Genomic DNA, 13,920 nt, shown 5'->3' with positions numbered 1-13,920 from the left:
TGGAACCGATTCGTTTCTTCGACTTTAAACACGAATATCCAGTTCATAATTTTTTGTCTAAACCTAGTCGCGTACAATGGACCCTGATAACAGTCAGTTATCTGAAGCCCATCGATCTTTCGATCTTTTTAAACAAGATTTATTTCGATCACAAAATTGAAAAATTCCATAAAACAAAAAGATCATTTGGACGTTATTTTTAAAAAAAACTATGGAAATAAGAAACATCGAAAGGGACGAAAGAGGCAATTTTATTGCAGAAGTTGAAAATAATGAAGCCGGAATTTTAGAGTATACCTGGCAAAACGATCATGAGTTTTCCATTGATCATACAGAAGTCTACGATGAGTATCAGGGAATGAGTGTGGGAAAAAAATTGGTACTGGAGGCTGTTGACTATGCCAGAAAGAATGACGCCAAAATTATCCCAAATTGTCCCTATGCGAAAGCTATCTTCGATAAAACAATAGCTTTTCAAGATGTATTGGCATAAAAAAGCCGTTTTATCCTATCGATAAAACGGCTTTTTATACTGTATTGAGTGGGTTAAATCACGATATTGATTATTTTTCCTTTGACAAAAATAATCTTTTTGATTGCCTTCCCATCTAAATGCCGTTGTACATCAGTATGTGCTCTAATCGTATCTTCTACTGCTTTTTGATCTAAATCAAGCGGTAATGATAAATTGAATTTCATCTTACCATTGAAAGATACCGGATAAGCAAATTCAGATTCAACCAAATATTCTGCCTTGAACACAGGATATGAAGCGTAAGAAAGTGTACCGGCGTCGTTACCCAACAGCGCCCACAACTCTTCCGTAATATGTGGTGCATAAGGCTGAAGAACAATGACGAGCTGTTCCAATATCTGTCTTTTATTGCATTTCAACTCAGTCAATTCATTGACACAGATCATAAATGCTGAAACAGAAGTATTGAATGAGAAACGTTCAATATCATCTTCCACCTTTTTGATAATTTTATGTAAGGCTTTAAACTCTGCTTTGGATGGATCTTCATTGGAAACACTAAAATTACCCTCAGCATCGTGGAACAGTCGCCATACTTTACGTAAGAACTTATAAACCCCTTCAATACCATTTGTATTCCAAGGCTTAGCCTGCTCCAAAGGCCCTAAAAACATTTCGTATAGACGCAATGTATCTGCTCCATAGGATTCGATAATATCATCAGGATTGACCACATTGAATTTGGATTTAGACATTTTCTCCACCTCACTACCGCAGATATACTTCCCATTTTCCAATACAAATTCAGCATTTGCAAAATCCGGCCTGAAGTTTTTGAATTTTTCCAAATCCAGCACATCATTATGAACAATATTCACGTCTACATGTAAAGGAATAGTTTTGTATTCATTTTTTAATCCATAAGACACAAATTGATTTGTACCTCTCCCTTCGTCATCAAGTACACGATACACAAAATTAGAGCGCCCTTGAATCATGCCTTGATTAATCAATTTGCGGAATGGCTCTTCCTCATTTTGGTAACCCAAATCTTTCAAGAACTTGTTCCAAAAACGCGAATACAACAAGTGTCCAGTAGCATGCTCAGAACCACCGATATATAAATCTACGGCTTTCCAATAATCCACAGCCTCTTTGGATGCAAAATTACCTTCATTTTTTGGATCCATATATCTAAACCAATACCATGAGGAGCCTGCCCATCCCGGCATCGTACTCAATTCATACTCATATTGATCTTCATATTTCCAATCTTTGGCCCTTCCCAATGGAGGTTCACCCGATTCCGTTGGTAAATATTTATCAACTTCGGGCAATAAGAGCGGTAATTCTTCTTCTTTAATTAAATAAGGTAATCCATTTTTAAAGTAGACAGGCACGGGTTCTCCCCAATAACGCTGACGCCCAAAAATAGCATCACGCATGCGGAAGTTTATTTTCGCTTTACCTAATTTTAATTCTTCCAATTTAGCAATCAAAGCAGGAACCGCCTCTTGGTAAGTCATACCATTGATAAAATCGGAATTGATGTATTTTCCATCTTTATTTGGATCAGCTACTTCTTCAATATTTTGAGTATCCGAAATAGGAATAATAGGAAGAGTGAAATGTTTAGCAAACACATAGTCACGTTGATCGCCACTAGGAACAGCCATTACAGCACCTGTGCCATAACCAGCAAGTACATAATCCGCGATCCAAATCTGTACATCCTGTCCAAAAATTGGATGTTTAGCGTAAGAACCAGTAAAAGCACCAGAGACTGTTTTTGTATCAGCCATACGATCCAATTCAGATTTTTTCGAAGTTTTCTCGATATAGGCGTCTACTTCTGTTTGCTGCTCAGGGGTAGTCAATGCTGCAACCAATTCATGTTCTGGAGCCAAAACGACAAATGAAACACCATATATAGTATCTACACGCGTCGTAAACACTTCAATTGCTGTATTTAATTGTGGTACGGGAAATTTCACCGAGGCACCTACCGATTTTCCGATCCAGTTACGTTGCATTTCAACCAAAGGTTCTGGCCAATCAATGGTATCCAAACCTTTCAATAAACGATCCGCATAAGCAGTAATACGCATAGACCACTGCATCATCTTCTTTTGCTCCACAGGATAACCACCACGCTCAGAGACACCGTTGATTACCTCGTCATTCGCTAATACCGTACCTAAAGCAGCACACCAGTTTACTGTACTTTCACGCAAATAAGCAATCCGATATTTCAACAATTCCCGCTGCTGTTTTTCTTCATCCAAAGATTTCCATTCGTCAGCGCTGAATTCCAAGACATCTTCATCCGAAACTGCTGAAATGCCAGTTGAACCACTTGCAACAAACCTCGCGATTAACGTTTCGATCGGTTCAGCTTTATCGGATTCCTTATTATACCAAGAATCAAACAATCTCATAAAAATCCATTGTGTCCATTTATAATATGACGGATCAGAAGTACGTACTTCTCTACTCCAATCATAAGAGAACCCAATGTTATCCATTTGCTCACGGTACCGATTGATATTTACCTCAGTCGTCACTGCAGGATGCTGACCAGTTTGAATGGCATATTGCTCTGCAGGAAGTCCAAAAGAATCATATCCCATCGGATGCAATACATTGAAACCTTTCAAACGTTTATATCTTGAAAAGATGTCCGAAGCAATATATCCCAGCGGGTGACCAACGTGCAGCCCCGCTCCGGAAGGATAAGGAAACATATCCAATACATAGTATTTTGGCTTTTGATGCGTATCGGACGTTTTATACGTTTGATGATCCGCCCAAAACTTTTGCCACTTTTTCTCTAATGATTTGTGATTATACTCCATTTTTATTCGTAAGGAATTTTTATGACTTGCGAAATTACGATTTTAATACTGAAATGTGATAAAAGTTTTGTAGTTTGAACAATAAATTATAGTATTGAAAAGTTAATTAAACATAGGAAGAAAACAGCCTTCGAATTGATTTTTATCAAAGTAATTACAAGATTAATTCGAAATCTTCCACTCAAATAGTTACTTTCGCAAATAAATTTTTGCTTATTATGTCAGAATACGAATTAAGCACACAAAAAAGAAAAACAAAATCTGTATATGTATCTACGGTTATCAGTATCGCTCTCGTGTTGTTGGTAACAGGTATGTTGGGATTACTCTTGGTGCACGCTAAAAATCTTTCGAAATACGTTAAGGAAAATATCGTCTTAAATGTCATCGTAAATGATGGCACAAGTGAAGGTGATGTCCTTTCTCTACAAAAAGACCTGGAAAAAGATCCCTACGTGCTTCGCACCGAATATATTAGTAAGGAATTGGCTGCAAAAAACTTGAAAGAAGATCTTGGTGAGGATTTCGTACAATATTTGGGACATAACCCACTTCTACCTTCTTTGGATGTTTACATGAAAGAGAATTATGCCAATACAGATAGCATTAAAACTTTTATTGAAAAGATCTCCAAAAACAATAAAATTAAAGAAGTTGTATACCAAGAGTCATTAATTGACATGGTCAACAAAAACGTACGCATCATCGGAATGATTGTTCTTGCTTTTGCGGTTATCCTATTGATTATCGCCGTAGCTTTAATCAACAATACGATACGTCTTGCGATCTATTCACAACGTTTCTTAATCAAAAGTATGCAATTGATTGGGGCTACTAAAAACTTTATTCGTAAACCATTTATAACGTATGGCATCATTCATGGTTTACTGGGATCTTTGATCGCGATTTTACTCCTCATTTTAACGCTGAAATTTGCACAACAGCAAATACCAGAACTGGTCTTTTTACGCAACTGGTTCGAATTTGCGGTGATCTTTTTAGGAGTAATCTTGATTGGAATTCTCATTTCGGGACTTAGCACCTATTTCGCAGTAACAAAATATTTAAAGGCACAATCTAACGATTTATACAGATAAAAATGGCTCAAATAAAGAAATCTACTGAATCAGTCAACAAAGGTTCATTTGTATTCTCCAAAGTAAATTACCAACTGTTCATAGCGAGTTTAGCTATTGTAATCATAGGCTTTACATTGATGTCTGGTGAAACTGATATCTATAGTTTTACCAAGATTACCTTGGCCCCTATTGTTGTTGTTCTCGGGTTTGCGATAGGATTTGCGGCAATTCTATACCGCCCCAAAAACAAATCCAACTAAAGCATAATCTTATTTCAAACAGATGTCTATTATTGAAGCTATCATCCTTGCTATCATTGAAGGATTAACGGAGTTTTTGCCTGTATCTTCGACAGGTCATATGATCATTGCTACTGCCTTAATGGGTATTCAACCATCGGCATTTGTCAAATTGTTTACAATTGTGATCCAGTTAGGCACCATATTATCCGTTCTGGTATTATACTACAAACGTTTTTTTAAAACGCTTTCATTTTATTACAAATTGGTTATTGCGGCGATTCCGGCCTCTGTGTTGGGTTTGCTATTCAACGATTATATTGATGCATTATTAGAGAGTCCTTTAATGGTCGCTGTGATGTTGGTAGTCGGCGGCGTAGTTCTACTTTTCGTTGACAAGTGGTTCAACAAACCAACTGTTGAAGACTCGGACAAGGTTTCCTACAAACAAGCTTTTATGATCGGGGTATACCAATGTCTTGCATTAATCCCGGGTACCTCAAGATCTGCTAGTACAATTATTGGCGGTATGGCTGAGAAACTAACCCGTAAAGCTGCTGCGGAATTTTCCTTTTTCCTTGCTTTGCCTATGATGTTTGGTGCTTCTGCAGTAAAGCTTTTAAAGTTTTTTAAAGAAGGTAACACCTTCACAGGAGAAGAACTTAATTTGCTTATTATTGGAAATCTAATTGGTTTCGTTGTTGCAATTGTAGCCATTAAGTCTTTTATTGGCTTTTTGACCAAATATGGTTTTAAAGCATTTGGTTGGTACCGAATCATCGTTGGTGTTATTATTCTTGCCCTCCTACTTTCGGGCCATAGTTTACAAATTATCTAAAATCTTCGGATGGAAAATATAGAGGTTAGTGAAAATTCAGCAAAGTTCAACTTCGCTGAAGGAGAAATGTTGTTGATCGATAAACCTTTAACATGGACAAGTTTTGATGTTGTTGGTAAAGTTAGAAACTCAATCAAACCGTTAAAATTAAAAGTCGGTCATGCAGGAACTCTAGATCCACTTGCGACCGGCCTGCTCATTGTCTGCACTGGCAAACTAACAAAAAAAATAGACAGCTACCAAGCTGAAGACAAAGAATATACAGGTTCGATCACATTAGGAGCGACAACGCCTTCTTACGATCTGGAAACAGAGATTGACGAAACATTTCCAATCGATCACATCACAGAGGAAATGATCTTCGAAGCAGCAAAATCCTTTGAAGGCGAAATTCAGCAGTTTCCTCCAGCCCATTCAGCCATAAAAATTAATGGTGAACGCGTCTATGAAAAGGCCCGTCGTGGCGAAGAGGTTGAAATAAAATCCCGCCAGGTACGCATCAATAGCTTTCTCATTGAAAAGATCGAGCTTCCCAACGTGTATTTTCGTATATCCTGTTCAAAAGGAACCTACATTAGATCATTGGCCTATGACTTTGGAAAATTCTTACAGAGTGGATCACATCTGAGTTCTTTGAGACGCACCAAAAGTGGAGATTATTCGGTAGAAAATGCCTGGAATCTAGAACAACTTATCGCTGAAATAAAACGTCATAAAGAAATCATTAAATAACTTTACCCTCCCATTTTATTGATTCTTTATCTTATTTTTGCAAAAACTCCTATAAATGAAAATCTACAGAAGTTTAGATGATTTCTCACCAGTTGAAAATGCAGTTGTAACCATCGGTACTTTCGATGGTGTTCATATTGGCCATCAAAAAATATTGGCTCACCTAAAGGAAGCAGCTCATAAAATTAATGGTGAGACAATTTTGCTTACTTTTTTCCCACATCCACGATTGATTATCAATCCAGATGATGATAGTTTACGCCTAATCAACGATATCGAAGAAAAGGTCAGTCAATTGAGTAAAGTGGGAATTGACCACTTAATTATCATTCCTTTTTCCCGTGATTTTTCAAATCAGACTCCGGAAGAATATATTAGTAATGTTCTTGTAGGCAAATTGGGTACAAAAAAGATTGTGATAGGCTATGATCACCATTTTGGAAAAGATCGAAAGGGTACTATGGGCGATTTAGAGCAGTTTGCATCTATATTTGACTACAGTGTTGACGAAATTCCAGAGCAGGATATCAACGATATTGCAGTATCCTCCACACGAGTACGTGAAGCGCTTATAAAGGGCGATATAAGAACGGCTAACCTCTATTTAGGCTATCCGTTCGAATTAACGGGAACTGTTATTAGAGGCGACCAAATTGGGCGTACAATCGGATTTCCAACAGCAAACCTGCAGGTTCACGAACCTCATAAACTCATACCGGCCTATGGTATTTATGCTGTTGAGGTATATATCTATAATCATATCCAAAACATCACTACAGGGGAGTATAAAGAGGAAAGTCCGGTTTCAATTGCGAAAGGTATGGGCTATATAGGGACCAGGCCCACTGTTGATGGGATGAATCGTGCTATTGAAATCAGCCTATTCGATTTCGATCAGGATATTTACGGCAAGACACTACGTGTCAAGTTCCTTCATTTTATCCGACATGATGAACGGTTTGACTCGCTTGAAGAAATGAAAGCTCAGATAAAAGCAGACGAAGTCGAAATCAGAAGTCTTATTGGTTAGAACAAGTCTGTTAGCTATAAAATAAAAAAGCGGGAATTCCCGCTTTTTTATTTTATAGCTATTTTTTCTCTTCCTTGCAAAAGAAGATATTATTTAATAAACGCCTCGATACCCAATCTGTAGCTATCCAGGCCAAAACCACAGATCACCCCTTTACAATTCTTTGCCAGGAACGAATGATGGCGAAACTCCTCTCTTTGATGGACATTGCTTATGTGAACTTCAATTACAGGTGTTGTAACAGCCGCAATTGCATCTCCAATAGCAACAGATGTATGCGTATACGCTCCAGCATTCAACACAATTCCATCAAATTCAAAACCAACTTCGTGGATCTTATCGATTAACCCTCCTTCTGAATTGCTTTGAAAATAGTGCAATTGTACCTTTTCAAACTGTTGTTTAAGTTCTTCAAAGTAGCTAAGGAAGTCCTGGCTACCATAAATCGATTTCTCCCTTACACCCAACAAATTCAAATTTGGGCCATTCAGTATGAGGATTTTTTTCATTGAAATATAATTATTTTTGCACTGGTCCATTGGCTAACGGAGCGAACCCATGCCATTTTCTGTTTAAATAGATCGTTTTTAAGCCGTAATAAATCATAAGAAAGGATCGTCAACCATCGGATATTTTATGCTGGCTGTATCAAGCTTTCTCTCCTATGTTGTCCATTTTTCCTGAGACATGGTTTTAAAAACAAACTATATTGATCCTATAGTCGAATCAATATAGTTTGTCCTATTTCAAATATAGTTCGATTTATATAATTTCTATAAATCGTTATAAATTGCCCGGAAACTTGAGCGAAGTCCAAATGACACAACACCAGACTTATTGACTACCGGTGTTTCATATTGTGCTTTTGCGTAACGTTGGGTATAACCAAGTTCTAAGCGAAGGTTATACTTGGGGTTAAGCACATAGGCAGCCTTAGCATCCGCATAATAGATATTGTTCTTTATTCCTTGCGCTATATGGTTTCCATATAGATTTGGTATCGTTCGATAGGATTGAAAAATATCTCCTCCCATATTACTTCCATCAGGTAGATCCAGCCCATTTTGGGTAAACATGCCCTGTAACGAAAAGTCCCATCTATCCCAGGCATAATTCACAAGACCAACAAGCTCTCTAAAGTTTGCCCCTTTCGGATGGGCCAATGGTTCGGCATTGTTACTGTAGTTTGAATACGATTTAAAGTGTGCGTAAGTATATGGTCTTGCTGTATTATACTCGGCAAGAAAATTTAAATTCTTCACACCAAACATATCATATCCCCTTACGCCAAGTTGTGCTCCCCATTTGTTGTGCGCATATCCGTTACCGGCGAAGAACTCTTTAGCAGTAAATTCACCCAGTAAAAACTGTCCATATGCAGTCAATCTATAAGGTAATTTATATTTGGAGGTCAATCCCAAAAACATTTTGTCAGGCGACGTTGAGTTATTACTTTCAACAGGTCGAATAAAGATAATTGGACTAATATAACTAAAATCAAAACCTCTTTTACCGGCTTCATCTTGAGCAGCCCAAACGACAGACTGAAAAAAGCCTATCGATAACTTATTTGTCACATTCCAATCCAAGTATTGGAAAGCACCCCATTTTTTTCCGTCTCCTAAACGTGTATTATTCTGCCCTTCCATCGGAGTTGTACCCGTCAAATCTTGCCTAGGATGCGTCGGATCATTCATATACGCCCAGATCGAAGTATATTGAACATTCCCTATGGTCCCGGTCAATTTCAGATGCGCATAGTTTGAAGAAAAATCCGATAAAAGCATCGATCGATAGCCATCCCCGATAAAGTTTTTGTCGTAAGCCAAAGTTGCCTGGATATACTTATGGGCGTCATAAGTCATACTAGCTGTCGCATACATCCAGTCCATTTTATTCTTGGACTGAAATTTTGTATTTCCTTGACCCGGAATAACTTTATGTGCAACAATATAATCATCTAAATATTTAGGAAAGACAGCTTGGTTTTCAAATGCAGAGGTATTCAATGTAAATTTGTTTCCTACATTCAATCCCACCTGAAATCCTCTACCATTCATCCAAGTACGACGTTTGTCACCTTGCATATCTTTTCCAATATACATATCAGGCAAATAGTCTGCGTAAAATGTGTAATCGTCTTTTTCAACCTGAATAAGATGTTCGTTAAAGATTTTGCGCATGAACCAATTAGACGAAGAAACGGGTTTATTAGATTGGATTGAATCAAACTTAGCTAACAATAAAGAGTCTTTTATGACGAATGGTTTAGCAGACGTATGCATTCTCGTCTCCGTAGAATAAACCGCATCGTTCATTTTTTGATAAAAATGATACGAATAGGGCTGACTCTTAATCTGGGCAAAACCTCCGCAGGAAATACCTACTCCCACGCCTGCCAGCACAATTCGGAGTAAATTATTATTTTTTGTTATATTAAGCCTCATAAAATTATTTCAAAGATTATTTTTTCTAGCAAAATGCATTCCTAAACGCAAATTAACCGAATAAAATTGACTTTATTCATATGTTCAGTCAATTTTATCATGCTAAATCGTATTTGCTATTCCTTTTATTCAAAAATATTTATATCTTGCATTTCAGTAAATAACCTTAAATCATAAAAAATAGCCCTAATAAGCATGAAACGCAGAACATTTATCCAAAACGCAACCCTGTTAACCGCAGGTGCACTTACAAGCAAATTTTCATTCGCTCAGGAACATTCTTTTCCCACTGTTCGGACAGGTAAAGAGAAAAGACTTTTCTCGAGCAAGGTAATCGAAGATGCAATTGTAGAATTTCAGAAAAATGTTAAAAATAAGGAACTGGCTTGGTTATTTAACAACTGCTTTCCTAATACCCTAGATACTACCGTATTTCCCTATGTCCAAAACGGAAGAAATTATACCTATGTGATTACAGGGGATATTGACGCGATGTGGTTGCGTGACAGCAGTGCGCAGGTATGGCCGTACCTCCCTTTTATGAAAAAAGACAAAAAACTGCAGGATCTTATTGTTGGCTTAATTCAAAAACAGAGCAAATGCATCAATATTGATCCTTATGCCAATGCATTTTATAACGATCCAACAAAGAAAGGCGAATGGTTCAGTGATCACACAAACATGAAACCTGGAATTCATGAACGAAAATGGGAAATCGATTCATTGTGTTATCCAATTCGATTAGCTTATCATTATTGGAAAGAAACAAATGACAGCAGTCCATTTAATGAAGAATGGTTAGAAGCACAACATAAAATATATCAGACTTTCGTTGAGCAACAACGTAAAGATAGTCTAGGCCCATATAAATTTGAGCGAACAACATCCAGAGGATCCGACACATTACAGGTAGATGGCTACGGATATCCTGTAAATCCAGTTGGCTTGATTTGCTCTAGTTTTCGACCGTCAGACGATTCTACAATTTTCTCATTTCTTATTCCATCCAATTTATTTGCGATTGTTAGCCTTAGACAGTCTGCCGAGATCTTGAAAAAGGTTAAAAATGAACACGAGCTCGCTGCAAAAATGGAAGCGCTTGCCAATGAGGTCGAAGCAGCAGTCAATAAATATGGTATCATCGACCATCCGACACTGGGCCGGATTTACGCATTTGAAGTAGACGGTTTTTCGAGCCATCTTATGATGGATGATGCAAATATCCCTAGTTTGTTGGCCCTACCTTATTTAGGAGCTGTAGATCTAAATAACGAAGTTTATCAACGTACGCGTAACTTTGTTTTGTCTGATAAAAATCCATTCTTTTTTAAGGGAACAGCAGCAGAAGGCATTGGTGGACCTCACATAGGAAGAGATATGATCTGGCCGATGTCCATTATTATGCGGGCGCAGACCTCAACAAATGATGAGGAGATTCGTAATTGTATTAAAACACTGGTCAATACACATGGTGGAACTGGATTTATGCATGAGTCTTTTCATAAAAACGATCCTAAAAAATTCACAAGACATTGGTTTGCTTGGACAAATACATTATTTGGCGAATTAATTTGGAAAATATACAAAGAGAAACCATCTTTGCTTCAATAAATCTGAAACTTATGACACAATGTTATAAGTGAAAGAACTTATAACATTGTGTTATGGATAATTTAACAACCCCCTGTCCTATTGGTATTTTTGATTCCGGTTATGGAGGACTCTCCGTATTCAAGGAAATTCAACAACTTTTACCTCAATACGATTATATCTATTTAGGCGATAACGCCCGTGTTCCCTACGGTACAAGATCCTTTGAGACCGTTTATAATTACACCAAACAATGTGTTTTTAAATTATTTGACCTGGGCTGTAATCTCGTTATTCTGGCATGTAATACGGCTTCTGCAAAAGCATTAAGGACTATTCAACAACATGATCTTCCCCCTGGAAAGAAAGTCCTTGGCGTCATCAGACCCACTACAGAAATCGTACACAATTTTACGAAAACTAACAAGATCGGTATTTTAGCCACTACAGGAACGGTAAAATCTGAATCCTATAAAATAGAAATACACAAATTCAATCCAGAAATTGAGGTTTTTCAGCACGACTGCCCTTTTTGGGTTCCTTTAGTAGAAAACAATGAAATCAATACAGAAGGTGCACATTACTTTGTAGAAAAAGATTTACGGGAACTTTTACAGCAATCCGATCAAATCGATACCATTGTACTTGCCTGCACCCATTATCCTTTATTGCTACCCGTAATCCAAAAATATACACCAAGTAATATAAAGATCATCTCCCAGGGACCTATTGTTGCCAATAGCTTAAAAGAATATCTTGATAGACACCGGGAAATTGAAACAATTTGTTCTCAAAATGGCCAACTGGCCTTTTATACAACAGACGATCCAAGGGACTTTGAATACAAAGCAAAAATATTTTTTGGACAGCCGATAGCCGCAAGCCATATCAGTGTTTAGAAAATAAAAGGCAATAATTTTTAAAACTTTTACTTCCCAATTTTCGTTATTCTGATAAAAGGCGAGTAAAATGAAAAAGAACTTTATAACCATTGCTTATAATCAGGATACACAGCATTGCGAATCCAAAGAGTTTTCAAACATACAGGAAAGTGCAGATTATTTTAAGACTTTCGAGACCTCTGCACAGCCCAACTACGTTCCCGTGTGTATTTACAATTTAAATACAAACACCATTCTAGATATAAGTGATTATTATATAAACAACGATATTGAACTCCACCGAATTGTAAAAAACTGCCTGGCCGGAAAATAACTCCTTTAATACTTAAAAACAAATTAGCGGACTAGCATTCCCCTTTCTTATTAGCATGAGTTATATATTTATATTATTACATTCTGAAAAATAATATTTCATTAATTTTTAATATCTTCAAGCAGATAATCAGACCAAAAACAAGTCACAGATAATGAAAACCAAACTGACAATAAGCCTCTTAACAGTATCTTTAGGATTAACTGCATGTAATTCAAACCATGCGAATTCAAATTCAAGTTCGGATAGCAGTGCAAATTCTGCAACTGATACAACAAGTTATCCTCCCGTAGAAACACAAAATGCAAACACGAATTATAAACCTGCATTTGCTGGACAAACCAGAATTAAAGGTGCAAAGACGAGCACACCGTTCGAAGGTAAAGTAATTGCCGAGGGATTAAAATCTCCTTGGGGTATCACTGCGCTACCAGATGGCCGATTATTAATCTCAGAAAAAGAAGGTGATTTTCGCATTGCAACTGTAGACGGTAAATTAAGTGAACCAATTAAAGGTTTACCTCAAGTCAATAGCAGTGGACAAGGTGGACTTTTGGGATTACGTCTTGATCCAAAATTCGAGTCAAACCGTATGATATATTGGGTTTTCTCTGATAATACCGCTGCCGGAACTTTGACGGCTGTTGCGAAAGGAAAACTGTCCGCAGACGAGAAATCGATAGAAGGTGCTAAAGTTATCTACCAAGCTACTCCTGCTCATAAAGGGAACTTGCATTATGGTGGCCGTATTATCTTTGATAAAGAAGGCAATATTATTTTGAGCACGGGTGAAAGATCTGATTTGGTCACAAGACCATTGGCACAAGATCTGAATGCAGCATTGGGCAAGATCCTACGCATAACCACTGATGGACAGCCTGCCCCTGGGAATCCATTTATAGGCAAGGCAAATGCACGTCCGGAAATTTACAGTTATGGACATCGTAATCCACAGGGACTTGTCTTACATCCTGAAACTGGCGATCTTTGGGAAACTGAATTTGGTCCACGGGGCGGCGACGAGTTGAACAGAATTGAAGCCGGCAAGAATTATGGATGGCCAACGATTACGTATGGTATAGAATATAAAGGAGATAAGGTTGGTGAGGGCATACAACAAAAAGACGGTCTGGAACAACCCGTCTATTATTGGGATCCTGTTCTCTCGCCTAGTGGAATTACATTCTATACCGGACAGAATATTCCAGAATGGAAGAATAATCTCTTTATTTGCGGTTTGAGCAGCATGCACATTGCCAGAATTATACTAAAGGATAACAAGGTGGTTGGAGAAGAACGCCTACTAGGTAGTGAAGGTCAACGATTTAGAGATATCACGCAGGGAAAAGATGGCGCGCTGTACGCTATCACAGATATCGGAAAATTATATAAAATTGATAAAAAATAAATACTTCGATTC

At 37.5% G+C, this 13,920-nt stretch carries 13 protein-coding genes; 10 read left to right on the top strand and 3 right to left on the bottom strand.

The features are described from left to right. The first annotated feature begins 211 nt into the window (after positions 1–211). Positions 212–493 (top strand): GNAT family N-acetyltransferase, encoded by a 282-nt coding sequence (locus tag L1283_RS10290; protein ID WP_070565582.1) that lies wholly within the window; start codon positions 212–214, stop codon positions 491–493. Between the two features lie 53 nt (positions 494–546). On the opposite strand, the gene leuS is transcribed toward L1283_RS10290, so the two are convergent. Next, positions 547–3,330, bottom strand: a complete 2,784-nt coding sequence (leuS, locus tag L1283_RS10285; protein ID WP_429626088.1) for a leucine--tRNA ligase — start codon at positions 3,328–3,330, stop codon at positions 547–549. 218 nt (positions 3,331–3,548) lie between these two features. Between leuS and L1283_RS10280 the strand changes: the two genes are divergently transcribed. The 5 genes from L1283_RS10280 to L1283_RS10260 are packed head-to-tail and all read left to right on the top strand — an operon-like array spanning position 3,549 to position 7,248. Then, entirely contained in the window at positions 3,549–4,427 is an 879-nt protein-coding gene (locus L1283_RS10280) for a cell division protein FtsX (RefSeq protein WP_046674489.1), read from the top strand. A gap of 2 nt (positions 4,428–4,429) precedes the next feature. Next, the gene (locus L1283_RS10275) at positions 4,430–4,669 is read left to right on the top strand and encodes a DUF3098 domain-containing protein (protein WP_075993313.1); all 240 of its coding nucleotides are present in this window, start codon (positions 4,430–4,432) and stop codon (positions 4,667–4,669) included. Between the two features lie 22 nt (positions 4,670–4,691). Continuing rightward, positions 4,692–5,486 (top strand): undecaprenyl-diphosphate phosphatase, encoded by a 795-nt coding sequence (locus L1283_RS10270; RefSeq protein WP_088162167.1) that lies wholly within the window; start codon positions 4,692–4,694, stop codon positions 5,484–5,486. 9 nt (positions 5,487–5,495) lie between these two features. Further along, entirely contained in the window at positions 5,496–6,218 is a 723-nt protein-coding gene (gene truB, locus L1283_RS10265; RefSeq protein WP_286851139.1) for a tRNA pseudouridine(55) synthase TruB, read from the top strand. Between the two features lie 55 nt (positions 6,219–6,273). Then, on the top strand, positions 6,274–7,248 hold the full coding sequence (locus tag L1283_RS10260) for a bifunctional riboflavin kinase/FAD synthetase (protein WP_046674485.1): 975 nt from the start codon (positions 6,274–6,276) through the stop codon (positions 7,246–7,248). 89 nt (positions 7,249–7,337) lie between these two features. Here L1283_RS10260 and aroQ read toward each other — a convergent pair whose 3' ends face one another. Both aroQ and L1283_RS10250 read right to left on the bottom strand, forming a co-directional pair. Beyond that, positions 7,338–7,757: a type II 3-dehydroquinate dehydratase gene (aroQ, locus tag L1283_RS10255; protein ID WP_286736107.1), complete on the bottom strand. Its 420-nt coding sequence runs from the start codon at positions 7,755–7,757 to the stop codon at positions 7,338–7,340. A 264-nt stretch (positions 7,758–8,021) separates the two neighbouring features. Next, entirely contained in the window at positions 8,022–9,695 is a 1,674-nt protein-coding gene (locus L1283_RS10250) for a gliding motility protein RemB (protein ID WP_244294309.1), read from the bottom strand. Between the two features lie 195 nt (positions 9,696–9,890). On the opposite strand from L1283_RS10250, the gene L1283_RS10245 reads away from it, so the two are divergent. The 4 genes from L1283_RS10245 to L1283_RS10230 all read left to right on the top strand — a co-directional run bounded on the left by L1283_RS10245 (position 9,891) and on the right by L1283_RS10230 (position 13,908). Next, positions 9,891–11,306 (top strand): glycoside hydrolase family 125 protein, encoded by a 1,416-nt coding sequence (locus tag L1283_RS10245; RefSeq protein WP_088162169.1) that lies wholly within the window; start codon positions 9,891–9,893, stop codon positions 11,304–11,306. A gap of 53 nt (positions 11,307–11,359) precedes the next feature. Beyond that, on the top strand, positions 11,360–12,184 hold the full coding sequence (murI, locus tag L1283_RS10240) for a glutamate racemase (protein WP_145327026.1): 825 nt from the start codon (positions 11,360–11,362) through the stop codon (positions 12,182–12,184). A gap of 70 nt (positions 12,185–12,254) precedes the next feature. Continuing rightward, a complete protein-coding gene (locus L1283_RS10235) occupies positions 12,255–12,500 on the top strand; it encodes a hypothetical protein (protein ID WP_088162171.1) in 246 nt (81 codons plus the stop codon). 154 nt (positions 12,501–12,654) lie between these two features. Further along, the gene (locus L1283_RS10230; RefSeq protein WP_145327025.1) at positions 12,655–13,908 is read left to right on the top strand and encodes a PQQ-dependent sugar dehydrogenase; all 1,254 of its coding nucleotides are present in this window, start codon (positions 12,655–12,657) and stop codon (positions 13,906–13,908) included. Positions 13,909–13,920 lie beyond the last annotated feature (12 nt).

Origin of the sequence: Sphingobacterium sp. HSC-15S19 (assembly GCF_050433745.1) — a bacterium.
GTDB classification, from domain to species: Bacteria; Bacteroidota; Bacteroidia; order Sphingobacteriales; family Sphingobacteriaceae; genus Sphingobacterium; species Sphingobacterium siyangense.
Note: the sequence above shows the minus strand (reverse complement) of the source record. Positions and strands in the feature narration are given on the sequence as shown.

Bases quoted from the DNA above. Each gene is read 5' to 3' on its own strand.
- L1283_RS10275 (WP_075993313.1), top strand. From the start codon at position 4,430: ATGGCTCAAATAAAGAAATCTACTGAATCAGTCAACAAAGGTTCATTT.
- aroQ (WP_286736107.1), bottom strand. From the start codon at position 7,757: ATGAAAAAAATCCTCATACTGAATGGCCCAAATTTGAATTTGTTGGGT.
- L1283_RS10230 (WP_145327025.1), top strand. From the start codon at position 12,655: ATGAAAACCAAACTGACAATAAGCCTCTTAACAGTATCTTTAGGATTA.
- murI (WP_145327026.1), top strand. From the start codon at position 11,360: ATGGATAATTTAACAACCCCCTGTCCTATTGGTATTTTTGATTCCGGT.
- L1283_RS10250 (WP_244294309.1), bottom strand. From the start codon at position 9,695: ATGAGGCTTAATATAACAAAAAATAATAATTTACTCCGAATTGTGCTG.
- L1283_RS10245 (WP_088162169.1), top strand. From the start codon at position 9,891: ATGAAACGCAGAACATTTATCCAAAACGCAACCCTGTTAACCGCAGGT.
- L1283_RS10260 (WP_046674485.1), top strand. From the start codon at position 6,274: ATGAAAATCTACAGAAGTTTAGATGATTTCTCACCAGTTGAAAATGCA.
- truB (WP_286851139.1), top strand. From the start codon at position 5,496: ATGGAAAATATAGAGGTTAGTGAAAATTCAGCAAAGTTCAACTTCGCT.
- L1283_RS10290 (WP_070565582.1), top strand. From the start codon at position 212: ATGGAAATAAGAAACATCGAAAGGGACGAAAGAGGCAATTTTATTGCA.
- L1283_RS10280 (WP_046674489.1), top strand. From the start codon at position 3,549: ATGTCAGAATACGAATTAAGCACACAAAAAAGAAAAACAAAATCTGTA.
- leuS (WP_429626088.1), bottom strand. From the start codon at position 3,330: ATGGAGTATAATCACAAATCATTAGAGAAAAAGTGGCAAAAGTTTTGG.
- L1283_RS10235 (WP_088162171.1), top strand. From the start codon at position 12,255: ATGAAAAAGAACTTTATAACCATTGCTTATAATCAGGATACACAGCAT.
- L1283_RS10270 (WP_088162167.1), top strand. From the start codon at position 4,692: ATGTCTATTATTGAAGCTATCATCCTTGCTATCATTGAAGGATTAACG.